This is a genomic window from Kordia aestuariivivens (genome assembly GCF_014397005.1).
GTDB lineage: Bacteria > Bacteroidota > Bacteroidia > Flavobacteriales > Flavobacteriaceae > Kordia > Kordia aestuariivivens.
Genome location: NZ_JACGWS010000013.1, coordinates 108633 through 130737 on the forward strand (window position 1 = coordinate 108633; position 22105 = coordinate 130737).

Annotated in this window: 26 protein-coding genes and 1 pseudogene; 15 read left to right on the top strand and 12 right to left on the bottom strand. The window is 33.2% G+C overall.

The window, feature by feature from the left end; translation table 11 throughout:
• Positions 1-20: 20 nt before the first annotated feature.
• From H2O64_RS18900 to H2O64_RS18925, 6 genes are all read left to right on the top strand, one after another.
• A complete protein-coding gene (locus H2O64_RS18900; RefSeq protein ID WP_235982944.1) occupies positions 21-671 on the top strand; it encodes a DUF2490 domain-containing protein in 651 nt (216 codons plus the stop codon).
• A 347-nt stretch (positions 672-1018) separates the two neighbouring features.
• Complete coding sequence (locus H2O64_RS18905) at positions 1019-1180, top strand: Lacal_2735 family protein (RefSeq protein ID WP_187563791.1); 162 nt, start codon at positions 1019-1021, stop codon at positions 1178-1180.
• 134 nt (positions 1181-1314) lie between these two features.
• Positions 1315-1950, top strand: a complete 636-nt coding sequence (locus H2O64_RS18910; protein WP_187563792.1) for a Crp/Fnr family transcriptional regulator — start codon at positions 1315-1317, stop codon at positions 1948-1950.
• A gap of 71 nt (positions 1951-2021) precedes the next feature.
• A complete protein-coding gene (locus H2O64_RS18915; RefSeq protein WP_187563793.1) occupies positions 2022-2819 on the top strand; it encodes a sulfite exporter TauE/SafE family protein in 798 nt (265 codons plus the stop codon).
• Positions 2820-2990: 171 nt separating this feature from the next.
• Positions 2991-4397 (top strand): MBL fold metallo-hydrolase, encoded by a 1407-nt coding sequence (locus H2O64_RS18920; RefSeq protein ID WP_187563794.1) that lies wholly within the window; start codon positions 2991-2993, stop codon positions 4395-4397.
• Positions 4398-4487: 90 nt separating this feature from the next.
• Positions 4488-4832: a rhodanese-like domain-containing protein gene (locus tag H2O64_RS18925; RefSeq protein ID WP_187563795.1), complete on the top strand. Its 345-nt coding sequence runs from the start codon at positions 4488-4490 to the stop codon at positions 4830-4832.
• A 165-nt stretch (positions 4833-4997) separates the two neighbouring features.
• Here H2O64_RS18925 and H2O64_RS18930 read toward each other — a convergent pair whose 3' ends face one another.
• Positions 4998-5579, bottom strand: a complete 582-nt coding sequence (locus H2O64_RS18930) for a class I SAM-dependent methyltransferase (RefSeq protein ID WP_187563796.1) — start codon at positions 5577-5579, stop codon at positions 4998-5000.
• Positions 5580-5719: 140 nt separating this feature from the next.
• Between H2O64_RS18930 and H2O64_RS18935 the strand changes: the two genes are divergently transcribed.
• Together H2O64_RS18935 and H2O64_RS18940 are read left to right on the top strand one after the other, a co-directional pair.
• Complete coding sequence (locus H2O64_RS18935; protein ID WP_187563797.1) at positions 5720-6277, top strand: YeeE/YedE family protein; 558 nt, start codon at positions 5720-5722, stop codon at positions 6275-6277.
• Positions 6278-6280: 3 nt separating this feature from the next.
• The gene (locus H2O64_RS18940) at positions 6281-6697 is read left to right on the top strand and encodes a DUF6691 family protein (RefSeq protein ID WP_187563798.1); all 417 of its coding nucleotides are present in this window, start codon (positions 6281-6283) and stop codon (positions 6695-6697) included.
• Between the two features lie 315 nt (positions 6698-7012).
• On the opposite strand, the gene H2O64_RS18945 is transcribed toward H2O64_RS18940, so the two are convergent.
• The 6 genes from H2O64_RS18945 to H2O64_RS18970 form a co-directional block, all read right to left on the bottom strand.
• The gene (locus H2O64_RS18945; RefSeq protein WP_187563799.1) at positions 7013-7663 is read right to left on the bottom strand and encodes a response regulator transcription factor; all 651 of its coding nucleotides are present in this window, start codon (positions 7661-7663) and stop codon (positions 7013-7015) included.
• Between the two features lie 158 nt (positions 7664-7821).
• Entirely contained in the window at positions 7822-9648 is a 1827-nt protein-coding gene (locus H2O64_RS18950; RefSeq protein WP_187563800.1) for a tetratricopeptide repeat-containing sensor histidine kinase, read from the bottom strand.
• Positions 9649-9901: 253 nt separating this feature from the next.
• Positions 9902-10591 (bottom strand): DUF6498-containing protein, encoded by a 690-nt coding sequence (locus H2O64_RS18955; protein ID WP_187563801.1) that lies wholly within the window; start codon positions 10589-10591, stop codon positions 9902-9904.
• Positions 10592-10678: 87 nt separating this feature from the next.
• Positions 10679-11293, bottom strand: coding sequence for a hypothetical protein (locus tag H2O64_RS18960; protein ID WP_187563802.1), 615 nt, complete (start codon positions 11291-11293; stop codon positions 10679-10681).
• An 8-nt stretch (positions 11294-11301) separates the two neighbouring features.
• Positions 11302-12003 carry a hypothetical protein gene (locus H2O64_RS18965; protein WP_187563803.1) on the bottom strand — a complete coding sequence of 234 codons (702 nt, stop codon included), beginning with the start codon at positions 12001-12003 and terminating at the stop codon, positions 11302-11304.
• Positions 12004-12106: 103 nt separating this feature from the next.
• On the bottom strand, positions 12107-12745 hold the full coding sequence (locus tag H2O64_RS18970) for a tetratricopeptide repeat protein (RefSeq protein WP_187563804.1): 639 nt from the start codon (positions 12743-12745) through the stop codon (positions 12107-12109).
• Positions 12746-12931: 186 nt separating this feature from the next.
• Between H2O64_RS18970 and H2O64_RS24245 the strand changes: the two genes are divergently transcribed.
• The 4 genes from H2O64_RS24245 (at position 12932) to H2O64_RS18985 (ending at position 15054) form a co-directional block, all read left to right on the top strand.
• Positions 12932-13063: a hypothetical protein gene (locus H2O64_RS24245; protein ID WP_262890651.1), complete on the top strand. Its 132-nt coding sequence runs from the start codon at positions 12932-12934 to the stop codon at positions 13061-13063.
• A gap of 40 nt (positions 13064-13103) precedes the next feature.
• Positions 13104-13463, top strand: a complete 360-nt coding sequence (locus H2O64_RS18975) for a hypothetical protein (RefSeq protein ID WP_187563805.1) — start codon at positions 13104-13106, stop codon at positions 13461-13463.
• An 11-nt stretch (positions 13464-13474) separates the two neighbouring features.
• On the top strand, positions 13475-14011 hold the full coding sequence (locus H2O64_RS18980; protein WP_187563806.1) for a hypothetical protein: 537 nt from the start codon (positions 13475-13477) through the stop codon (positions 14009-14011).
• A 113-nt stretch (positions 14012-14124) separates the two neighbouring features.
• Positions 14125-15054, top strand: a complete 930-nt coding sequence (locus H2O64_RS18985) for a hypothetical protein (RefSeq protein ID WP_187563807.1) — start codon at positions 14125-14127, stop codon at positions 15052-15054.
• On the opposite strand, the gene H2O64_RS24250 is transcribed toward H2O64_RS18985, so the two are convergent.
• The 3 genes and pseudogenes from H2O64_RS24250 to H2O64_RS18995 form a co-directional block, all read right to left on the bottom strand.
• Positions 15037-15162 carry a hypothetical protein gene (locus H2O64_RS24250; protein ID WP_262890652.1) on the bottom strand — a complete coding sequence of 42 codons (126 nt, stop codon included), beginning with the start codon at positions 15160-15162 and terminating at the stop codon, positions 15037-15039. The genes H2O64_RS18985 and H2O64_RS24250 overlap by 18 nt on opposite strands.
• 373 nt (positions 15163-15535) lie before the next feature.
• On the bottom strand, positions 15536-16507 hold the full coding sequence (locus H2O64_RS18990) for a methyltransferase domain-containing protein (RefSeq protein ID WP_187563808.1): 972 nt from the start codon (positions 16505-16507) through the stop codon (positions 15536-15538).
• A 317-nt stretch (positions 16508-16824) separates the two neighbouring features.
• Positions 16825-17001 (bottom strand): annotated as a pseudogene (locus H2O64_RS18995) (SusD/RagB family nutrient-binding outer membrane lipoprotein); the annotation flags it as partial.
• Between the two features lie 262 nt (positions 17002-17263).
• Between H2O64_RS18995 and H2O64_RS19000 the strand changes: the two are divergent.
• Genes H2O64_RS19000 through H2O64_RS19010 form a run of 3 tightly spaced genes read left to right on the top strand, consistent with a single transcriptional unit; the run spans position 17264 to position 19460 of the window.
• Positions 17264-17653 carry a DUF4345 domain-containing protein gene (locus H2O64_RS19000; protein ID WP_187563810.1) on the top strand — a complete coding sequence of 130 codons (390 nt, stop codon included), beginning with the start codon at positions 17264-17266 and terminating at the stop codon, positions 17651-17653.
• Positions 17654-17707: 54 nt separating this feature from the next.
• Positions 17708-18988: an FAD-dependent oxidoreductase gene (locus tag H2O64_RS19005; RefSeq protein ID WP_187563811.1), complete on the top strand. Its 1281-nt coding sequence runs from the start codon at positions 17708-17710 to the stop codon at positions 18986-18988.
• A gap of 4 nt (positions 18989-18992) precedes the next feature.
• The gene (locus tag H2O64_RS19010; protein ID WP_187563812.1) at positions 18993-19460 is read left to right on the top strand and encodes a DinB family protein; all 468 of its coding nucleotides are present in this window, start codon (positions 18993-18995) and stop codon (positions 19458-19460) included.
• 756 nt (positions 19461-20216) lie between these two features.
• Here H2O64_RS19010 and H2O64_RS19015 read toward each other — a convergent pair.
• Both H2O64_RS19015 and H2O64_RS19020 read right to left on the bottom strand, forming a co-directional pair.
• Positions 20217-20948: a hypothetical protein gene (locus tag H2O64_RS19015; RefSeq protein WP_187563813.1), complete on the bottom strand. Its 732-nt coding sequence runs from the start codon at positions 20946-20948 to the stop codon at positions 20217-20219.
• A gap of 617 nt (positions 20949-21565) precedes the next feature.
• A complete protein-coding gene (locus H2O64_RS19020; protein ID WP_187563814.1) occupies positions 21566-21739 on the bottom strand; it encodes a hypothetical protein in 174 nt (57 codons plus the stop codon).
• Positions 21740-22105: the final 366 nt, after the last annotated feature.

Consider the following 22105-nt stretch of genomic DNA (forward strand, 5'->3'; position numbering starts at 1 on the left):
CCATTTTACTAACACTTTTCATGATTCCACTATTAAGTTGGAGTCAAGACGAAACTGGAAATTGGTTGATGTATTTTGGAACCAACAAAATCAGTGAAAAATTTAGTATTCATACGGAAGTTCAATTTCGTAATCACACGATTTTTCCTAACAATACGGAACAATGGTTGTTGCGAACTGGATTAAACTATCACTTTGCCAAAAATGCGTTTGCAACTGCTGGATATGCTTATATCGGAAGTTTTGTATACGATAGCGAACGTGATAGTCCAGAAACGGAAGAACATCGTATTTGGCAACAATTGATTACCACAAATAATCTAGGACGCGTAAAATTTGAACATCGATACAGAGCTGAACAACGTTGGGTTGAAGACGATTTTAAAACACGTTTTCGTTACCGATTGATGCTTTTTATTCCCGTAAACAAACCCGTAATAGAAACAGGAACATTTTTCTTTGGTGTCTACAATGAAATCTTTGTCAACGGAGAAGAAGAATTTTTCGACAGAAATCGATTGTACGGCGGTATCGGATATCAATTAAACAAAAACCTAAACTTACAAACTGGAATGCTATACCAGCGTGTAAGTACAACAGGAAAAGGATATTTACAATTTAGTGTGATTTACAATACAGACTTACGAAAAAAAGAAAAAGAAAAAAATTAGTTAGTTTATTTTTGTTGTTACGAAAAGCTACAATGTCATCAAGTGACATTGTAGCTTTTCTATTTTAAAATGTAAAGATTGGAAGATAAAAAAAAAACCCTTGCTACTTTTCAATGTTACACAGGAAAAACCGTCAATTTGTCGTATCTTTAATACCATTTCTGATGTTAAATTACACATAAGAAAAATGATGAGTTTTTGCGTTAGATAAAAAAAGAAAAAATATTCATAGCAGTAGCTACAACTTATTTCTATTTTGAAATATAACGTGAAAAGGTGTATTTTAATTGAGTGATTTAATATTGGAAATGGTATAAAGTGCTAAAAAACCAAGAAAAAGAAAAAACATGTTCGGATTATTCAAAAAGAAAACAGAAAAAGAAAAACTCTACGATCAATACGGAAAGCTCACTAAAGAAGCTTTTGATCTCTCAACCTCAAACAGAAAACTAAGCGATCAGAAAGCTGCTGAAGCCGAAGAAATCATGAAAAAAATTGAAGCCTTGTAACAAAATCTTCCGTTAGATATTGTTTGTTAAAAAAGTTCTGTGACTTTTGTTACTGAGCAACGCTGTGGAAAACAATACTTTTGCTTTCTAAATACTTTCTTTACCTTTAAAGACGAAAAACTGCTAATCCAATTATGATTCAGGAACTCAAAAACAGCTACGGACATCTATTTGAAGATGAACTACTGAATGAAATAGCGCAAGTAGGAACTTTTAAAGAAGTCCCAGCTGGCTTTACGCTGATGTCCATTGGCGATTATGTACGTGGAATGCCGTTGCTAGTTTCTGGAGCCATCAAAATCATGCGAGAAGACAAAGAAGGAGACGAATTACTACTCTACTATTTAGAACAAGGAGAAACCTGCTCTATGACGATGAACTGTTGCATGGGACAAACCAAAAGTGAAATTAAAGCAGTTGCTGAAAAAGACACAAAACTCATCATGGTTCCTGTTCAAAAAATGGAAGAGTGGACTGCAAAATACAAATCCTGGCGAAATTTTGTATTCCAAAGCTATCATACACGTTTAAACGAAGTATTACACATTTTGGATAGTGTGGCTTTTGAAAAAATGGATCAGCGTTTACTCAACTATTTAAAAGAAAAAATTCGAGTAAACAAAACAAATACAATTCACAACACGCACCAAGAAATCGCGTATGATTTACACACTTCCAGAGTTGTAATTTCACGACTTCTAAAAAAATTAGAACAAATGGGGCGCATAGAATTACACAGAAATCATATTAAAATCATAAATTTAGTCTGATTATGTAACTTTTGTTACTGTGTGATCATTCCATAAAATGGTACTTTGCACTAACAAATATCTGAACAACTATGGAAATACTTGGCTATGTTAGTGCCTTGATTATTGGAATTTCATTAGGACTTATTGGCGGCGGCGGCTCTATACTAGCCGTTCCTGTACTTGCATATCTATTCTCTGTAAACGAAAAAGTAGCTACTGCATACTCACTATTCATCGTGGGAACAAGTGCGCTAGTTGGCGGTTTAAAGCAGCACTTAAAAGGCTATGTAGATTGGCGTACTGCTGTCGTATTCGGAATTCCTGCCATTATTGGTGTCACCTTAGTTCGTTACTATGTCGTTCCTGCATTACCAGATACACTATTCACTATTGGAAATTTTGACTTCACACGCCGAATGGGAATGTTTGGTTTATTTGCTGTATTAATGTTTCCCGCTGCATTTTCGATGCTAAAAGAACGTAAAGAAAAAGTTGCCGAAGGAACGGTTCATTACAACTATCCATTAATATTAATTGAAGGATTAGTTGTCGGTGCTATTACAGGTATGATTGGTGCTGGCGGCGGATTCTTAATAATTCCTGCTTTGGTTTTACTAGCAAATGTAGACATGAAAATTGCCGTTGGAACTTCACTCATTATCATTGCGTTTAAATCATTACTAGGTTTCTTTTTGGGCGATGCACTAACGATGGAAATCGATTGGGAATTTTTAGCAATATTCACGAGTATTTCATTGGTTGGAATCTTCATCGGAAGCTATCTAGGGAACTTTATTGACGGAAAAAAGCTCAAAAAAGGATTTGGCTATTTCATCTTTATCATGGCAATCTTTATCTTCTACATGGAATTCTTCGTGAAACAATAATTCCCTCAAAAAAAGTACACACAGTGGATTCTTTAAATTTCACAAAAGCTATATTTAGCTCAAATTAAATAAAAAACTCACTCAAAAAAACTCACGCTACTGTAACAAAAGTTACTGTGTACGTAGCAAAAACAGCCTAATTTTGTTCCTGTAATTATAAAATAAGAAATCATGAACATTGAACAAATATATACAGGCTGTTTAGCACAAGGTGCTTATTATATAGAAAGTAATGGCGAAGTTGCTATTATTGATCCATTACGTGAAGTACAACCATATTTAGATAAAGCTACAAAGCAAAACGCAAAAATTAAATATATTTTTGAAACACATTTTCATGCAGATTTTGTAAGCGGACACGTAACACTTGCCAAAAAAACAGGCGCGCCAATTATATACGGACCAAATGCAACACCATCTTTTGACGCTATCATTGCGGAAGACAATCAAGAATTCAAATTAGGAAATATTACAATTATTGCATTGCATACGCCTGGTCACACGATGGAAAGTACCACGTATTTATTACGTGATGAAAACGGAAAAGATCATGCTATCTTCAGTGGTGACACCTTATTTTTAGGCGATGTTGGAAGACCCGATTTGGCTCAAAAACTTGGAAAGATTACTATAGACGATTTAGCAGGTTATCTATATGATAGCTTACGCGAAAAAATCATGCCGTTAGCAGATGATGTCATTGTATATCCTGCACATGGAGCGGGTTCTGCATGCGGAAAAAACATGATGAAAGAAACCATTGATACGTTGGGAAATCAGAAGCAAATGAACTACGCGTTACGCGCTGATATGACCAAAGAAGAATTCATCAAAGAAGTGACAGACGGATTGCTTCCACCACCAAGTTATTTCCCAGACAATGTAAAACTCAACAAAGAAGGTTATGCTGATATTTCCGAAGTATTACAACGTGGAACTCAAGCATTAACTCCAGAAGTATTTGAAACCATTGCCAACGAAACTGGGGCTATTGTGTTGGATGTTCGCCATCAAGATGAATTTGTAAAAGGACACATTCCACGTGCTATTTTTATAGGATTGGATGGAAGTTTCGCTCCTTGGGTTGGCGCATTAATTGCTGACATTCAACAACCTATATTATTAGTAACACCAGAAGGTCGCGAAAAAGAAGCTGTAACACGCTTATCAAGAGTTGGATTTGATCATACCTTAGGTTATTTAGAAGGCGGATTTGACGCTTGGAAAAAAGCTGCCAAAGAATACGATACAATGAGTTCAATTTCAACGCTAACTTTTCAAGAAGTATTCAATAAAAACAGTCAAGTTTTTGATGTACGTAAAGAAAGTGAATTCAAATCTGAACACATTCTAGATGCAAAAAATACACCTTTAGATTTCCTAAATAATCACTTAGCCGAATTTCCGAATGACCAACCGTTTTACGTGCATTGCGCAGGCGGTTACAGAAGTGTCATTGCGGCATCTATCTTAAAAAGTAGAGGAATTCATAATATGATCAATGTAGAAGGTGGTTTTAAAGCCATCAAGGAAACGAATATTCCTGTTTCTGCATACGTTTGCCCATCAACGTTATAAAAATAAAAGCGTTCTGTAACTTATGTTACTGTGTAGGATTTGTAACACACTTATTTTCGCTTCAAATTAAAAACCCCTAAATACGAATATATGTCATTTTTCACCTCTTTATTTGGCGACAAAACCAAATCAACTGATCAAATTGAAATTTTAGATGTTGACACATTTAACAAATTAATTACTGCTGAAAATGTACAACTCATTGATGTTCGAACTGGTTTTGAATACAAAGCTGGACATATTCAAAACGCTGTGAATATTGACTTTTTTGATCGTGCAAATTTTAATGAAAACTTTTCAAGTTTCGACAGAGAAAAACCGATCTATCTATATTGCAGATCAGGAAATCGAAGTCAACGAGCGGCAAAAAAACTACTTCAAATTGGGTTCAAAAAAATATACGATCTAAAAGGCGGTTATAAGGCTTGGAAGTAATTTTATTTAATGTGAGTTCGATATAAGAATTATCTAAATTAAATTTGAACTAACGGAGTAAATAGTTAATTCAAACTTCATTTTCTTTGCCCGTACAAAGAATACTGAATCAAGTCAGCACAGGCTTCAACAAAAGAAAATGTGCTTAGAAAAAAATATTGACTATTATTTGGAAAGCACCAACGTTGACATACTTCGTAAGTCGTTAACGTTGGTGCTTTTTACGAGTTCTAAAAATGAAAGCTGATGTGTTTCCATGAGTTCGTTTAGTAGACTTCGAGTTAATAAAAAACGTTCAGATTCATCTCTCAGGAAATAAACTCCATCTTGTAAATGCGTTGCTTTTCCTTCTACACCAATATCGGAAGTCATTCGGATAAACAAACTTCCTTCCTTTTTCAATACACGGACCAATTCTGCAAATAATTGTTTAAAATGTGTTTCGCTTCTCGCGAAATGCAATACGGCATTACAAATAATATGATGAAATGTATTTTCTGGAAACGGAATTTTTTCTATTGGTGCGACTTTAAAATTAGCTTCAAGTTCAGGATAGCGGTTTTTTAAATTTTCAATGTGAGTTGAATTAGTATCTATTGCATAAAACTGAAATCCACTTTCGTGAAAATACTGCAAGTTTCGTCCACTTCCGCAACCTGCATCCAATACAAGATCGTTCGCTTGATAGCGACCTTTTAAAATTTGATCGATCAAATAAATATCTGCATTGCCTAAAATTTCAATCAACTGTTTTTGTTTCATCAGGATAAAAATAAAACACTTTTAGCATACAAACACGTGTTCATCATAGAACTTTTTAAGACTTTGTAACAAAAGTTACTTCCGTTTTGAATAGATTTTCTTTTTTTTGCTTAAAAATTATAAATATGGAATGGATTTATGAACCGTGGCCGTGGTATATTTCGGGCTTTATGATTGCTTTGGTGATGTTTTTATTAATCATGGTTGGAAAAAACTTTGGAATGTCGGGAAATCTCCGAACGATTTGTACCATCTGCGGAAGCGGAAAGAAGGTTGATTTTTTTCGATTCGATTGGAAATCTCAACGCTGGAATTTAACAGTAGTTTTAGGTGCCATTATTGGCGGATTCATCGCGCATCAATTTTTAACGGTTGAAGCAACAGTTGCGTTAAATCCGGATACAGTTTCAGATTTACAATTGCTAGGATTTGAAAATGCTGGAAAAACGTATATGCCAGAAGAATTATTTTCATCTGCCGTTTTTACAGATCCAAAAAACATCATTTTATTAGTCATCGGTGGATTTTTAGTAGGTTTTGGTGCTCGCTACGCTGGCGGATGTACTTCCGGACATGCCATTTCAGGATTGAGCAATTTGCAACTTCCTTCTTTAATTGCCGTTATTGGTTTTTTCATTGGCGGATTGACCATGATTCATTTAATTTTCCCCTTACTTTTTTAAGCTATGAAAAGAACACTTATCTATTTATTGATCGGGATTCTGTTTGGAATCATCATGTTTAAGTCAGAAGCCGCTTCTTGGTTTCGTATTTACGAAATGTTCAAGTTTGAAGCTTTCCACATGTATGGAATTATTGGAACTGCAGTTTTCTTAGGAGTTGTCACGATTGCACTCATTAAACGTTTTAAAATAAAATCATTTTACGGCGAACAAGTTCATTTTCCTCCGAAACAGAAAAGTTTTGCGCGGTATGCAATTGGCGGAATTCTATTTGGATTGGGTTGGGCGTTGGCGGGCGCATGTCCTGGACCGATGTTTACGTTACTTGGCGCAGGATTTTTACCAATTATCATTGTGATTGTTGCTTCGCTTTTAGGAACCTTTGTATATGGTTTGTTGAGAGATAAGTTGCCGCATTAACGGATTGTTGGTATCGCTTCGCTTTTAGAAACGGCTGCGCCTTTGGTATCGCTTCGCTGTTAGATTCACTTCACTTCGACAAGCTCAGTGTGAACGCTCTTGGTATTTTAGTTGGTTTGCTTTGTCATTCCTGCGAAGGCAGGAATCCATTTCATTTTTTGGCACGAGTTACATTTGTTTTAGCAACTTTATGTGACCTTGAAGCAAGTTCAAGGTGACGAAATCTTCAAACAGATCTAAAAATCTAACTTTCTAATAAAGTCCAATAATCTAAATGAGTCCAACAAATCTAACATGTCTAAAAATCCAAGAAGTCTAAATAAGCTTCTGCGATTTTGCTTTTTGAACGGCTTCCATTTTGTTGTGTACTTGCAATTTTCGGTAAGTATTTTCAATGTGTTTTCGGATCGTTCCAGAAGATATAAATAGATTCTCCGCAATTTCATTATAATTCAGGCCTTTGCTTAGTTGTAATAAAACGTCCGTTTCACGTTTGGTGAGTTTTACTTTTTCCACATCGGAATCAACAGTAATAGTTAACGGATTCCTGAGTAAATTCAGCGCTTTTAACGCAATACTTGGCGACATTGGCGCGCCGTCATTCACAACTTCCAAGATTGATTTATGAATGTTTTCCGCGTTGATTTCTTTCAACAAATAACCATCTGCGCCCGCTTGAATTGCTTTAAAGATATGTTCTTCATCATCAAACACTGTCAACATTATGATTTTAATTTGCGGATGTTTTTCTTTGATGATTTCCGTTGCTTTGATTCCATCCATTACTGGCATTTGAATGTCCATCAAAATAACATCTACATTATGATTTTCTTCTAATTTCCCAATCATTTCTGCACCATTTGCCGCTTTAAACTTAAATACAAAATCGTCAAAGAAAGATAACTTTTCAATGACGGCTTTTGCCAAAAAGTGATTGTCTTCCGCGATGGCTATTTTGAGTTTCATGGTTTTTGGATATTAGGTATTAGGTATTAGGTATTAGGTATTAGGTATTAGGTAAAATATTATTTCTTTTAAAATTTAAAAATAATCATCAACACTTTTTAATTTCGCTATCCAAACATTTTCAAATTTTCAAATCAACACATTGATAAATTGCTACATCAAATATGATATTTCACCGTAATTGTCGTTCCTTTTGATGGTTCGGAATGAATATCAATATTCGCGTTGATTTCATCCATACGTTTTTGCATATTGTACAATCCGTTTCCAAGTTGAACGGTTTCTTTTTCAAATCCAATTCCGTTGTCTTTTATTTGTACTCGTAATTGCTTTTCCGTTTCGCTAAAATCTACTGTTACTAAGGTTGGTTCTGCGTATTTCAGTGAATTATTTACTGCTTCTTGAACAACTCTGAATAAATGCATTCCTTCAATTGCTGTAAATACAATTGGCATTTCTACTTCATTATTGAACTCAAATTTAACGTTCTCCTTTGCCTTTTTTGCTTTTTCAATAAACGCCAATACTCTACTTTGTAAGTCTGTAATAGAAATTTCATCTTTGTTCATTGCCCAAATCGTATCGCGTAATTGATCAATCGTTGCAGATGTAAATTCACTAATGTAACTGAGTTTGTCTTTGAATTCGTCTGAAGTTTCTTTGGAAGCGTATTTTAAATTATCAATCGACGAAATGATAAACGATAGTTGTGCGCCAATATTATCGTGTAAATCGCGTGAAATTCGTAACCGCTGTTCTTGCAATTTGTTTTGTGTTTCTATTTCTCTCAACGCAACTTTTAGCTTGTTTTCCTTGACTAATTGTGTGTTTTTTAATTTTTGTTGATTGTAAAATAGATAGCCCAAAATAAAGATTACCAATGCCAAACCTAACGCGCCATAGATTTGATATTGCCGTGTATTTAACAATAATTGTTTTTCGGCAATATCTGTACGCTGTTCTAAAATTTCGCGCTCTTTCTCGGCAGTTTTATACTTGGTTTTTGCTTCTGAAATTCCATCCGCAAAACGTTTGTCGAAATTTACAATACTCAATCCGTAAATAGAATCGCCAAAACTACTCGCAGCTTTAAAATCTTCCATTTTCACCAACGTGCGTTTTTTTTCTACATACGCATATAATAACGATGGATTATCGTCAGCATCTTTATACGTTTTGATGGCTTTATCTAACATTTTATTAGCCTGTGCGTATTTTTTATCTTTTGCTAACAAGTTTCCCTTTTTAATCAATGCGAAGCCTTCTTGACTCAAGCTTTTATCTTTTTTGGCAAAATATATTGCGCTGTCTAAAAGTCGAAGTGCTTCTTCTTTGTTTTTTTGCTGGTTATACGCTTCTGCCAATAAACTGTAATTGGAAGCGAGTTTAGTATTATTTTTTCTTTTTCGATTGATTGAAATCGCTTGATTTAATCCAATAATTGCATCGTTAAACAATGCTGGATTTGGTAGTAGCATACCATTTTCAATATCGAGAGCGCCAACATTCGCAATAGCACTCGCTTTCAAATCTTCTGTAACATACTGGCTATTTTCTATGACAGCTAACATATGTACTTTGGCTTCTTCTCGCCTGTTTATGTAGTAATAACAAATACCGATTTTATAACGTCCGCGATAGTAATTTTTGTAATCATCTTGTCGTTTGAAAAATTCCGCTGCTTTTAGCAATACGTTCATTGCTTTATCCGATTGTGTATCGCGGATTAACATAGAACCTCTGATTAAGTCTGCTCTGTAATTATAGGATGAATCTTGCGTTTTGGGAAGTAACGCGTCTAACTTTGCTAAGTAGACTCGCATAGAATCGAGTTCGCGTTTTTGAATGAAGTCTTCGCTTTTTTGCTCGTAGAGTTCAAATAATGCACTGGCTTCTTTTTTCGCTTTCGCTGAATTTGACACTGTGTTTTGCCCAATTAGCAAGCCAGAGAATAAAAGCAAGAATGTTAGTATGCGTTGTTTCATCTTTATAAAGATAGAAAAATGTTTTGGTTGAGTGTGTTTTGTGTGATTTTATCACACTAACAATATTCCATCTTTTTTAGTAAAATTCCAATACGATGAGTTGCGTATTTTTTTGAATAGTTTTATTCGATTTGTCATTCCTGCGTGGTCACTGAGTTTATCAAAGTGAAGGCAGGAATCTTTAACGTCATTTAGATTTCTATGACATTTGCAAACGATTTTGGCAAAAGTCTGATTCGCATACGGATTGGTTTTAAGGATTTTTCATTTTGGAAAAGTCTATTTTACCTTTGAACAAATTTTTCTCTGGATTTGATACAATATAGAAATCAATCAGTGCTTTTATTCCAACAATGAGCAACGCCACAATATCGATCGCAAACGAGAAGATGAAGAAGAAAAATCCGAGTATTACAGCAAATTGCTGCACCACAATTCTCCCGTAAGGACCTAAAAAACTTTGCTCTATTGTGATGTTTTGATACGCTTTTGGCACTATGAAATTCAGATAGAAATCTGCAATGTTAAAAATAGCTAATGATATTAAAATTGGGTAGATTCCTTCGTAGGTTGTTAAGATATGTTCTATGTTTTGCAGAATGCTGAATGGATCAATTTTAGGGTCTTTCATTTCCAATAATACAAAGACAAAAATAGATTGAATCGCCACAAAAAACGTGTAATGAACTATGAAAAAAAGAATCATTCCGCCGCCATTATTTGCTGTACGTTTCACTCCTGTTGTATTGGCATACTTTAAAATTCTGTACATTTTCACAACGTGAATCGCGCCAATGATTAGCGTTTCCATAAAATACGCCATTACAATCGAAAACGCATCCGTTTCTCCTGTGAGCAATAAAGTTGCCACAAAGAGTACGTTAAACCATATAAATGCGTTTTGACGATTGGGAATGATCTGTATGTTTATTTTTTGTTTCATTTTAAAAGAATACAGATACGTACATATGTTATATTCTAGCTTCTTGTGTGATGCTGAATCAAGTTCAGCATGACGATTATTTAGTATTTACCTTAAATATTCAAAAGTTTTCCAAACAGTTGAAATTGCAAGTTTGTCTTTGAAGTCTTCATAAATTTTTACTTGATCATCTCTTGCCGCCATAAGCATGATAATGTGTGTGTTTCCATGAGGATTTGGTTTCGCGATGACATTGAAGAAATAACGTCCAACAAATAGGTCACTTAGTCCTTCTTTCATTGTTCCAATGGCTTGTAATGACAAGTATTTTTCTCCGTCAAATTGTAACATTCCCATAGTATCTTCTTCTATTTCGTATCCGCCACTTTTGAGCATATCACGGATTTGCTTCATAAACGCTTGTCCATCTTTTTCTAGTGACATTCCATCCATGGTAATGTAGCCAAAAGAAAACATTTCGGTTACGATACTATCTTTGTTAACTTCTTGAATCATTCCGTACGAATAGCCTTTTTTGCCTTCTACAGGTTTTTCTAATTTTAATTGCTTTGGAATGTCTACTATGAAATGAACTTCTGGTTTGTCTATTTTTTCAGCAAATTCGGGCGTTACTTCATACGTAATAACTTCTTGTTTGGTTTCGCATTGAACAAAAGCGAAGTGTATGATAAGTGAGAATGCGATGAGTTTTATTTTTTTCATCGGTATTATTATTTGTGCTCTACAATTTTCATAGTGTTCATCAATTCATCACACATGTGTATTTTAACAGTTTGATTATTGAATACATTTTTAGACAATTTGTCTTTAAACATATATAATAAACTAACGGTATTTTTGTCTTCTATTCGACTTTTGTCTAAAACCATTTTAAAAATGTAAGCATCATTTTCTTTGTCTAATGCGACTGTTTTACGGTTTTGATCGTCTGAAAAACCAAATTCAATTAAGAAGTCTTTTAACTTTTCTGCTTCGGCAAGTGTTACATTTTTAGTATAACGAACTTCCGTTGCTTTTGCCATAATTGTTTGTATAGCATCTGCCAATTTGTGTACGCGCAACGTAGTAAACGAATCGTCGCACAAGTGCAAATCAACAGGTAAATCCATATAGTCTGAGAGTTCTTTTGGGAAGATGTTAAACACGCTTTCCATCGATTTGTCATTCAAAAAATCGTCTTTGATTACCATTTTAAAAATATAATTTTCACCATCTTTTAAAAACTGCACAGATTTTCCAGCTCCATCAGCAAATCCAGAAGTGACCAAGCTTTCGCCTAATTTATCTGCTTGTGCTTCTGTGACTCCATCTTTATAATAAACTTCCGTTCCGTTGAAGATCTTTTTTTCGCCATAGTTAGCACAGGAAACTAATAATGCGATTGCAGCAAGTAGTGTGATTATTTTTTTCATAATGATGTTGTTATTAAGTTATAAAAGTCATTTTTTGACATTTTTCATTGTTACAAAACTCAGCATTTCTCTAAGTTTTAACAATACGACGAATTACGTATTTTTAAGGCTTTTTGCATTTTCCATAATACCGATTTACGTTTCCTGTATATCCAAGTGCTATTGCTTTCTTCCAGTTTTCACAAGCTTTTACAAGGTTTTGCATCATATCGTATACATTTCCTTTATTGGAATAAGCTTTTGCATAATTTGCATCATACCCAATGGCTTTTTCAAAATAACTCAAGGCTTCAGCTACATTTCCTTTTTTCGCATGGCACACTCCAATACTATTGTACACTTTTGGCTGATTTTCGTCTATGCCTACCGAATTCATGTAATCTAATATTGCTTCATTTAAAAAACCCATTGCATCGTGTGCGCCACCACGATAAAAGAAAGCTTCTGCATGTTTCGGTTCAAGTTCAATGACTTTGGTATAATTGGCTATTGCCGCTTTATAATTTTTATAATCTTCTCCAGCGTTTTGCTTGTTGATTAATGCTGTGTGAAATCCTGCTTTATATAAATAAGCTGTTGTCAATGTGCTGTCTAAAGAAATGGCTTGCTCACAAAGTTTAATGCTTTCTTTGTAGTGATGTTGTTCTTTTTTAACCAAAGCACTATCTAATAATACTTTTGTAGTTTGCGCATTCGCGAAAGAAAAAACGCTTAAAAAAATAACTATGTACGTATGTTTCATTTATTAAAAAGTTTACACCTTAAAATTCCGTTTTTATAGGGTTTAAAACAATACGAAGAATTACGTATTTGTGAAGTCATACAATATGAACAGTTCTCTGTTAGATTTGACGCTTCTCAATAAAAATATGTACATTGCTTGTGTATAGTCACAAAAAAATAACCCTAACCATTAAAGCTTAATCGTATGAATGAAACCTCTATTCCGTGTCCTGTTTGTAAAACATCAATTGCAGTAAATTTTCAACAATTATTAACAGGAACACCATTTAAGTGCAAAGGATGTGAGTCTGAAATCAGTCTTGGAGATAAAAATTAGTACTAATACCAATAAGACTCAAAAAACATAAATTATAACTATGTTGAACGTACTTTTTGTCGTTATTATTGGCTTTATCACAATTGCTATATTTGATGCTATTGGCGCTATTCTTTCTAGAAAACTAAATTTTAATTATGCGCTATTAACGATAGGCTCAATTAGTATTTATGCAACTATTGCCGTTTATACAGCAATATATGGCGGCATACTTATCGGAATCATTTCTAGTTTTTTAATGGGTTTGTTTGATGCAACTGTTGGATTAAAAATTTCAGAAAAATTTAAAGCAAATATCCCTGATAAAAGCATTACATTTAAGATAGATTTTAAAACAGTATTCGCTGTAAGTATTTTTGCCACAGTTATTGGCACAATTGCTATTTTACTCATCCTTTAAAAATAAATTTTATGAAATCTAATTTTACGTACATCGTACTTTTTCTGAGTTTACTTTTATGTGTGAATTGTGCTGAAAAAGATAAAAAAACAGCAAAGCCAACGACTGATATAGAAGCTGAAAAGCAAGCGAAGTCAAAGGATTCTATCAAAGATGCAGCAACAATAGAAGAAATAGAAAACATCAAAAGCAAGATTGTACACCACTATATTTGTTACAAAAATGATGACAAAACTTCAATGCAACTTTCTATTGCTTTCAATGATGAAGGAAATGCATTGTTTGTAAAATATAAAGGTCAAAAAGGTACAATTCCATTAAAAAATGTAAAAGAAGATTATGAAGAAGGTGGCGCATATCCAACAATTACGCAGTTTTATCATGAGATGTATGAAGGTAAAAAGAACGGCGTTTACGAATTAACACATTCGGGAAATTGGGATTACGCAACGTATACCAGTGAAAAAGATGGTGAACAATTCAAATTTACAATTGATCATGAAACGACTGTTGTTGCTGGCGAATACAGAAAGACACCTTGTTTTTAAGCAATTAAAATAGCACAAAAAATTCAAAAAGCAACTTGTATACATGAGTTGCTTTTTTGTTGGTATACTTATTGGTGTAGTTAAAAAGTTATTATTTCCTAGAGCCTAATCGCATGAACAACAAACTTTTACTAGCATTCTTTTTCTTCATTTGCAACCAATTCGTTCAGGCGCAACATTGTGAATATGACAATGCACAATTGATCGGAATGCTGCCACATGCAGAAAATTCAAATCAAATTATTGAAGGTTTAAAAATTACATGGATTGATAAAGACGGAAATCCTGTGTTGTTAAATAAGACACCATATCAAGATGATCCAAAAGCATATTCAATAGAAAAATCATCATTAATTGCTTGGCGAAATCCTCACTTATATCTTTCATTTTTAAATGAAAAACGAAACTTACAAAAACGGTACTTTCCATTCGCAAGTAATCATTATATATTGATAAGTAGTTTTTATGGACAAGATATTTTCGTTAAAATAGAAGATATTGACAAAGAACATAATGGTGGACATTTTGAAACCAAAATAGTGACTGTTCCCGCAGCATATATTCTAAAATTATGCGGCTATCGACATCCTTCTCTCAAACATGAAACTACTTATAAAGCAATCAATATCGAATTAAAACGTTTAGATAAAGACAAAAAAAATGCTGTTGAGAAGCAATTTGGAGATTATAATTTTGATGGATTTGAAGATTATAGAATTCTCACACAAGTATATTACGCAAGCTATGATTATTTTATTTACAATACCACTACAAATACGTACATAAAAGATACGTTTTTAAGCACGATGAGTAACACCATTTTCGATTGGACACATAAAAACTTTCGAGGTGGGCAGTTAATTATTTTAAATAAACTTTCGCGACAAGCGGATCACTATGATTTTTACGAAGGAAAATTAACGGTCGTACATCGATCTATTTGCACACAAGTACATGAAAACTCTGAACGCAGTGATTGTACCATTTATAGATTAAAAAAAGGAAAATTAGAATTTGCCGAATATTTACAAGGTGCAGAGTAACGTACTTTTACATAGTTCTTTTTCTCGTTCGGGCAGAATCTCCATGTTGTCCCACAATCCTGTTTGAAGCGTGGCTGCATACGAAACTGAAAATTCGTTTTTAAGCATGATTTTCACGGCTTCTTCATGATTATACTTAATGTATAATAGTTCACGCTAAAACCATCTGTAAAATCGTAACCGCAATCAATAGAACCAATTGCCAAATGGTGACGTTGTCCATGATTTTACAGTTATTATATTTTACTACTTTTGTTTTTAATCAGTTAACACTTCATTGCAAATGTTTTTACACGGAACTTTTGATCTTGGGCTCTCCGATTACCTTTTTTGGGTTGGTATGATTTTAATAGTGATCATCATTATCGCCGTCTTAAAAGCACTGTTTACTACTAAAAAGTAATTACCGTTAAGTACTCTTTATAATTGTGATTAGTATGCGAATGTATTTGCGTTTTTGACAGATGATGTCAAAAATGTTTTATTTTTTAAAAATTAAAGTTCCACGTTGATATCTGCATACGTCTTTCACATTTTGAAGCTGCTTATATTTTTTAATCACATCTTCATGAATTTCGTCTGCTGACAACGGATTATGCGCCCTGTAATTTTCTCCTTTAAAGTCAATCACAGTGAGATCATTTTCTTTACACAATTCAAGATAAAACAGATACGAAAGTCTATTTGTATACGCAATATCGTTTCCTGCCCAGTACTTCCAAGTCTTATCTGAATACTTTAAAAAGTTGAACTCCGAGATGTTTTTGTCTTGAAAAAATCCTGGATTTGTAAAATGATCTATAAAATTAATAGTATGAACCGCAAAACCATCTTTCGTTAACCAACTTTTCATTTTCTGGAATAATTCCGTTAAAAATGTTGGCGGAATATGCTCAAAAACAACTTGCGAACAGATATAATCAAACGAAGTACTTTGTTTCTCAATATCGCTCAATGTGTACTTTGGAATGTATGTAATATTGCAAGATTCAAACAAACTTTTGAGGGTTTGAAACGATTGTAGTTGCGCTATTTTTTCTTTAATTTCAGTCGAACTGAATGTGCTTTTTGCTGCAATTCTCGTTAAGAAATCATCATGATCAATGTGTTTAATTTGCTTCTGGAACGTTTTGATTGAAACATCTTTGGAAATATCCACCGTGATAATTTTGTCAAATCCTAACAAGTGTAAAATCACAGGCGAAATCAACGAATATCCTGTCCCGATTTCCAACGCTGTTTTTGTATTTCCTGTTTTCATCTCGACTCCGCTCGATGTGACAGTTGTTGAATGTTGAGTTTCATCAAACTTACGCAAACATTCATACGCTTGATACAGACAGACATTTTTGTGATAGTCTTTTTTCAACGTAGCAGGAATGTGATTGAGCTTATCGCCAATCTTCGTAAAATGCAATAGCTTTTGTAGGCTTGCTTTTAGTTTCCAGTTCATGCTTATGGTTCTAGGTTCTAGGTTCTAGGTTCTAGGTTCTAGGTTCTAGGTTCTAGGTTTAAAATTAAAAAATGTTTTTTTTGCCACGAATTCACAAATGCTTTTTCTTCTCAATACTCAATACGAATAGTTAACTTCTTGTTCGTTATTTGTTTCACTCTTCACTCATCACTTTTAACTCTTAACTTATATTATTTGCTTGCGAAAATACGAAAACTGAGCATTATTGAGATTAAAATATATTTTGATCGAAAATACCTAGCGAAGCCATCGAAGTTTTACATTTAAAATTCAACATTTAGAATTTAAAATTTCCTTTATTCATTCCGCCAAACAAGAACATTAATACTATTTCCATTCGTTGCTTGTGCTGCTTGATTGTAATTTATAGTGTTTAACGTCGCTTCTTCCGCAGGATATGGCATACGTACAGGAATCAATCCGTTGTTGAGACTCGCCGAAAATGCTGGCAAATTCGGAAATCCTGTTTTTTGAACTTTTTCAAGAATTTGTGCGTTAAAGTATGAGAAACAATTTTTCTCCACCAACAATTGTTTTGTGCTGCGATTCTTCTTGAGAGGAATTTGCAAAGATCAAAATTGCAGTCGCATTTGTTGGTTTCAACACGTAAGTTATAAGGTGTTTTGTAATATTTGGGTTTAGTTAGCTAATTTATTAAAACCTTACACTTGTTTTTTATTTTTTTTGACTAATTTTAACATATATTTAAGAAAATATTGAAACCGATTACACAAATTGAAAGAATTAAATAAAAACCTACATTTATCTTTGTCTGCCATTGCCGTCGTGGTTGTTGGCATCACCTACGGATTGTATCCGAGCACTTTTTTGCCTTTATTTTTTGATTTTAATGTAGAAACAACTGATCTTAATCATGTTTTTAGAGCTATGATGGGTTCTTATTTTGCACTTGGAATGTATTGGGCATATAGTGTGTGTTTTCATAAACATTGGCGTGGTGCCACCTATTCTGTTGTGTTTTTTATGGGCGGATTAGCAGCTGGACGTTTGTTAAGTATTTTTATAGACGGCATTCCTTCGTTAGCATTTACCATTGGAACTGTATTGGAAATTATTTTCGTGATTTGGGGCTGTTATAATTTGAAAGCATATCCTGAAAGTTAATCATATTACAATAGTTTTAATTATTTTTATGGTAATTTTTTAGTTCAAATTATAATGAAAAAAGAAGCGTATAAAATTTATATTGTTGGTGCTGGAATTAGTGGATTGATTGCTGCAAAAGTGCTCGAGAATCATGGTTTTCATCCTATAATTATTGAAGCGACCGATCGTGTTGGTGGACGTGTAAAGACAGATATTGTGAATGGTTATCAACTTGATCATGGTTTTCAAGTTTTGTTAACAGCGTATCCAGCGGCAAAAGCCTATTTGGATTATGAAACACTTGATTTACAAGAGTTTTTACCTGGCACAACTATTTTTTCTGATGGAAAGCGGCAAACTATTGGCGATCCGTTGCGAAAACTTTCTTTGTTGTTTCCGACTTTATTTTCTGGAATTGGAACTTTTTCCGATAAGCTAAAAATTCTAAAGTTAAATACTTCTTTAAAGAAAAAATCACTCACTGAAATTTTTGAACAACCAGAAACAACTACGCTTGCCTATTTGCAAAATTTAGGTTTTTCGGAAGCGATGATTTCTCAGTTTTTTAAACCGTTTTTTAGTGGAATTTTTCTAGAATCGAAATTGGAAACTTCTAGTAGAATGTTTGAGTTTGTGTATAAGATGTTTGGCGAAGGATTTGCCGTACTTCCAAAAGCTGGAATTGAAGCGATTCCAAAGCAACTTTCATCCAAATTAAAACAGACTACGTTTCACTTTAATACGCGTGTACAAAATATTGAAGATGGAAAAATCACGTTAGAGAATAGTGACATTTTAGAAAGTAATTTTACAATTGTTGCCACAGAAGCGAGCAACTTGATTTCAAATTTGAAATCGCAAGAAACGGAATGGAAATCATGTGATACCTTGTATTTTGAAACTTCAAAACGTATGATTTCAAAACCTTTGATTGGATTGATTGCAGATTCAAACAGCCTTATAAATAATATTTTTTATCATCATAGTTTGCAAACAACTTCGTCTGGCGACAAGGAATTGTTGTCCGTAACAATTGTTGATTCGCATGATTTATCTAGCGAAAGCTTGATTGAAAAAGTAAAAGAGGAATTGAAACTTCATTGCGGAATTGATTCGTGTACTTTTTTGAAACAGTATACAATTCCGAAAGCATTGCCCAATTTGCAACAACTTCAATATACGATGTTGCCATCCGAAACGCGTTTGACCACACATACTTTTTTAGCAGGCGATGTACAACTCAACGGCTCCGTAAATGCTGCAATGTTGGCAGGAGAAGCCGCAGCGTTAGGTGTGATTGAAGCGTTGAAAAGCTCTGTAAACCCTGATGATTTAAAATCTGAATATTCTTAATAGTATGAGATTAGCAACACATATCGCAAAACATTTTAGAGAAGTTCATTTTGGAGGAAATTGGACAGGCACAAGTTTTAAAGAAATTATGGAAGGCATCACTTATGAGCAAGCTACGACCAAAGTGCAAGACTTGAATACGATTCTTACGTTGGTTTTTCATGTTAATTATTATGTTGCGGCTGTTTTGAAAGTGTTTCAAGGTGAAGCGTTGAATGCGAAAGATGAATTAAGTTTTGATCATCCACAAATTACTTCACAAGCTGAATGGGAAGTTTTTTTAGCGAAGGTTTGGAAAGATGCCGAACAGTTTGCTGATGAAGTAGCGAAGTTACCTGACGATTGTTTTGATCAAGATTTTACCGATAAAAAGTATGGGAGTTATTACCGAAATATTCATGGAATTATTGAACATACGCATTATCATATTGGGCAGATTTCATTGATTAAAAAGCTATTGTTGAAACGATAATACTGCTTTTTTAATCTTAAGAAAGCTTATATAAAACAGAAAAGTCGAAAGAAAAAATCTTCCGACCATAATTGTCTTAAGTTCGTTTTAAAAGTTAGCGTTATCTAAAACGCCTTTTCATATTCCATGCAATGGAATTTGAGTTACTAAATACTGTTGTTTTAACTCCTGTTTTAGTTACTGCGGATACTGTATTACTAATTGTTTTCATGTTGATAATTTTTTAATTGTTTTTTTGAATGATGAATTTGTTCTCACTATAATAGACGAGCTATGATTTCTAATGTTACACATTCATGATTACTTAACAGATGATTAACTTATAACATGCAAACTGTTAAAAGAAACCAAATTAATCTATCGTTTAATAACAGAAAAAGCCAGAAGAAAAAATCTTCCGACTTTGAATGAACCGTAGTTCGCTTCTAAAATGATTTAATTTATAGTCTATGGCAATCTCTACGATTGGTATCAGTACATATTGTCTGATTATCAATCGTAATTCTATTTCCTCCTTTAATATTGATAAAGTTAGAAATAGATATTTTGTTAAGTTTTAGTGACTTTAAATTTCTTTTTTTCATGATAATAAAATTTTGATTAAATAATAAAATATGAAAAGAAATTATGAATTACTTACGGTAACACCATACTTAACATTTAGATTATAATTCAAGATAAGGCATCATTTTATAAAAAAACCTCCTTGAGAATTCAAGAAGGTTTTAGCTATGTTAAACGGAGTTATACCTGTTTTTAGTCTTCTAAGAAATCTTTTAGGATCTCTTTTAATACTAGTGTATCATTTTCCGTATTTCGAATTAATTTGTTTGCTTCGTCACATTCAAATTGAGCATGATTGATCTTCATGTAACGCATACTTTTATTGAGAACAGCTTCTTTTTTAAGCTCGTCATAGTATTTTATTTGTGCTATTCGTGCTTGTTCTTTTTCATCCAATTCACTAACCGCAGTCGTTTGCTTGAAAAATTCAATGACTAGTTTTAAGTCTTTGTAATACGCATCTAAAGGTAGCTTTGTTCTGCCTTTTCCTCTTTTGTGAAGATTTCCTACTAAGGTGTCAAACGTATGTTTTCTTGAGGCTTTTTTGTCTAATAATTCATCACATAGATTTATGAGATAGTTCTCATCACTGTTTTGAATATCGAGTAAGTGTTGTTCTTTTTTGCTGATCTCAGGAATCACTTCTTTTGGCTCATATTCCTTACCTTCTCTCACGATATACCAATATGTATTTTCCGTTCTTCTTTCGGCATGTACCGTAGGTATTTTTGCGAGTTCCGATTTTTGATCTAGTCGGCGCAATACTTTTCGCATTGGAAACCCTTTTTTTTCATCTTTTTCAAAGATCCCAGCTGCAACTAATGCAGGCATGATTGTTTTTACTGGAATCCAATCAATAGTAGGGTTTGCATTAAAATACTGAGCTATTGCCTCATTAATCTTTGCTATATTTTCATCAGTCATACGATTGTATTTTACCAGTTTCGCTTTAAGTTTGAGTCATCCTAAAATAGGTTGACAGTTTTCATATAAATTAAGCCCACAAAAGTAAGTGTTTTAAAGTTAAGACTCTAATGAGGTCTTTTATCATTTTCTAAAAATTAATAGAAGACTAGAATTTCATGTTTTTAATGGATGCATACATTTTTTGAAAAGCATTCAGATCTTTTGAAAGCTTCATGAACTAATCTTAATTATACATTTAGATAAAATGTTTATTTTTAATGAAGAAAACTATTACTAAATAATAAAATCGAATAAAGGGAAAAAAGAAAAATGGTTCCCTTCAAAAAACTTTAATGGTTGATTGGCACAATATTAGTTCCATTAGTAATTTATTTGTTAACTCTGATATTTTTACCTCAAAAAAAGGTGTCTAGTAACCCACAATAATTAATGGGGATCACAATACAATCATATAAAATTCCCATAGAAAAACCCTATAAGGATGTTTTATTTAATGCATTGGATATCATTTAATCAGGTTTTAAATGAACAATAAATATTCTAAAACTTCTTGATATAAATAGAAAGCAAAAGAAAAGCGAACCAAAGTTCGCTTTGTTCAAGATTCTTAATCACTAAAGACGGCATACCGTATCTGCACATTTAGTGTCTTGACAAGGATCTGGAGGTGGTAAGGTACAATCTCTGTGCCTTGAATACCAACATTCGCCATTTAAATCTCTAGAACGTTTTATGCCACCTGCAACAATAGAAGTCATTGATTCAGTATTTAAATTGGCAATACCCATTTTCTTAATACTAAGTTTTTTAATGCGTTTTTTCATAATAAATGATTTTAAGATTAAATATGTAAGCAAGTAATAATAAAAAGTAAGAGCAAAAAAGGAAAATAAGTGACGTTTTATAAAATATCAACCTTAAAAACAAAAACTCCAATCATTACAATTGAAGTTTTTAGGAATCAATATTTTTCTATAATCAAGAGAAAATAATGAACTTACTATATCCATGCTTTAAGGAAAAAATGACTTTAAAATATCTAATCAATGAATGCAGTTGATTCAAAACTAAATCATGTTCTAAAACAAGGTTTTTTCATACTAATTCGTTACTTTTAAAGCCAAACACCTTTCTAATTCTAAAAGACAGCTACT

Coding starts and splice junctions, on each gene's coding strand:
- H2O64_RS18970 (WP_187563804.1), bottom strand. CDS start 12,745: ATGAAACATACGTACATAGTTATTTTTTTAAGCGTTTTTTCTTTCGCG.
- H2O64_RS18905 (WP_187563791.1), top strand. CDS start 1,019: ATGTTCGGATTATTCAAAAAGAAAACAGAAAAAGAAAAACTCTACGAT.
- H2O64_RS24245 (WP_262890651.1), top strand. CDS start 12,932: ATGAATGAAACCTCTATTCCGTGTCCTGTTTGTAAAACATCAATTGCA.
- H2O64_RS18940 (WP_187563798.1), top strand. CDS start 6,281: ATGAAAAGAACACTTATCTATTTATTGATCGGGATTCTGTTTGGAATC.
- H2O64_RS18960 (WP_187563802.1), bottom strand. CDS start 11,293: ATGAAAAAAATAAAACTCATCGCATTCTCACTTATCATACACTTCGCT.
- H2O64_RS19020 (WP_187563814.1), bottom strand. CDS start 21,739: ATGGGTATTGCCAATTTAAATACTGAATCAATGACTTCTATTGTTGCA.
- H2O64_RS24250 (WP_262890652.1), bottom strand. CDS start 15,162: ATGCTTAAAAACGAATTTTCAGTTTCGTATGCAGCCACGCTTCAAACA.
- H2O64_RS18955 (WP_187563801.1), bottom strand. CDS start 10,591: ATGAAACAAAAAATAAACATACAGATCATTCCCAATCGTCAAAACGCA.
- H2O64_RS18975 (WP_187563805.1), top strand. CDS start 13,104: ATGTTGAACGTACTTTTTGTCGTTATTATTGGCTTTATCACAATTGCT.
- H2O64_RS18915 (WP_187563793.1), top strand. CDS start 2,022: ATGGAAATACTTGGCTATGTTAGTGCCTTGATTATTGGAATTTCATTA.
- H2O64_RS18985 (WP_187563807.1), top strand. CDS start 14,125: ATGAACAACAAACTTTTACTAGCATTCTTTTTCTTCATTTGCAACCAA.
- H2O64_RS18950 (WP_187563800.1), bottom strand. CDS start 9,648: ATGAAACAACGCATACTAACATTCTTGCTTTTATTCTCTGGCTTGCTA.
- H2O64_RS18965 (WP_187563803.1), bottom strand. CDS start 12,003: ATGAAAAAAATAATCACACTACTTGCTGCAATCGCATTATTAGTTTCC.
- H2O64_RS18920 (WP_187563794.1), top strand. CDS start 2,991: ATGAACATTGAACAAATATATACAGGCTGTTTAGCACAAGGTGCTTAT.
- H2O64_RS18990 (WP_187563808.1), bottom strand. CDS start 16,507: ATGAACTGGAAACTAAAAGCAAGCCTACAAAAGCTATTGCATTTTACG.
- H2O64_RS18935 (WP_187563797.1), top strand. CDS start 5,720: ATGGAATGGATTTATGAACCGTGGCCGTGGTATATTTCGGGCTTTATG.
- H2O64_RS18980 (WP_187563806.1), top strand. CDS start 13,475: ATGAAATCTAATTTTACGTACATCGTACTTTTTCTGAGTTTACTTTTA.
- H2O64_RS18910 (WP_187563792.1), top strand. CDS start 1,315: ATGATTCAGGAACTCAAAAACAGCTACGGACATCTATTTGAAGATGAA.
- H2O64_RS18945 (WP_187563799.1), bottom strand. CDS start 7,663: ATGAAACTCAAAATAGCCATCGCGGAAGACAATCACTTTTTGGCAAAA.
- H2O64_RS18900 (WP_235982944.1), top strand. CDS start 21: ATGATTCCACTATTAAGTTGGAGTCAAGACGAAACTGGAAATTGGTTG.
- H2O64_RS19015 (WP_187563813.1), bottom strand. CDS start 20,948: ATGACTGATGAAAATATAGCAAAGATTAATGAGGCAATAGCTCAGTAT.
- H2O64_RS19010 (WP_187563812.1), top strand. CDS start 18,993: ATGAGATTAGCAACACATATCGCAAAACATTTTAGAGAAGTTCATTTT.
- H2O64_RS18925 (WP_187563795.1), top strand. CDS start 4,488: ATGTCATTTTTCACCTCTTTATTTGGCGACAAAACCAAATCAACTGAT.
- H2O64_RS19005 (WP_187563811.1), top strand. CDS start 17,708: ATGAAAAAAGAAGCGTATAAAATTTATATTGTTGGTGCTGGAATTAGT.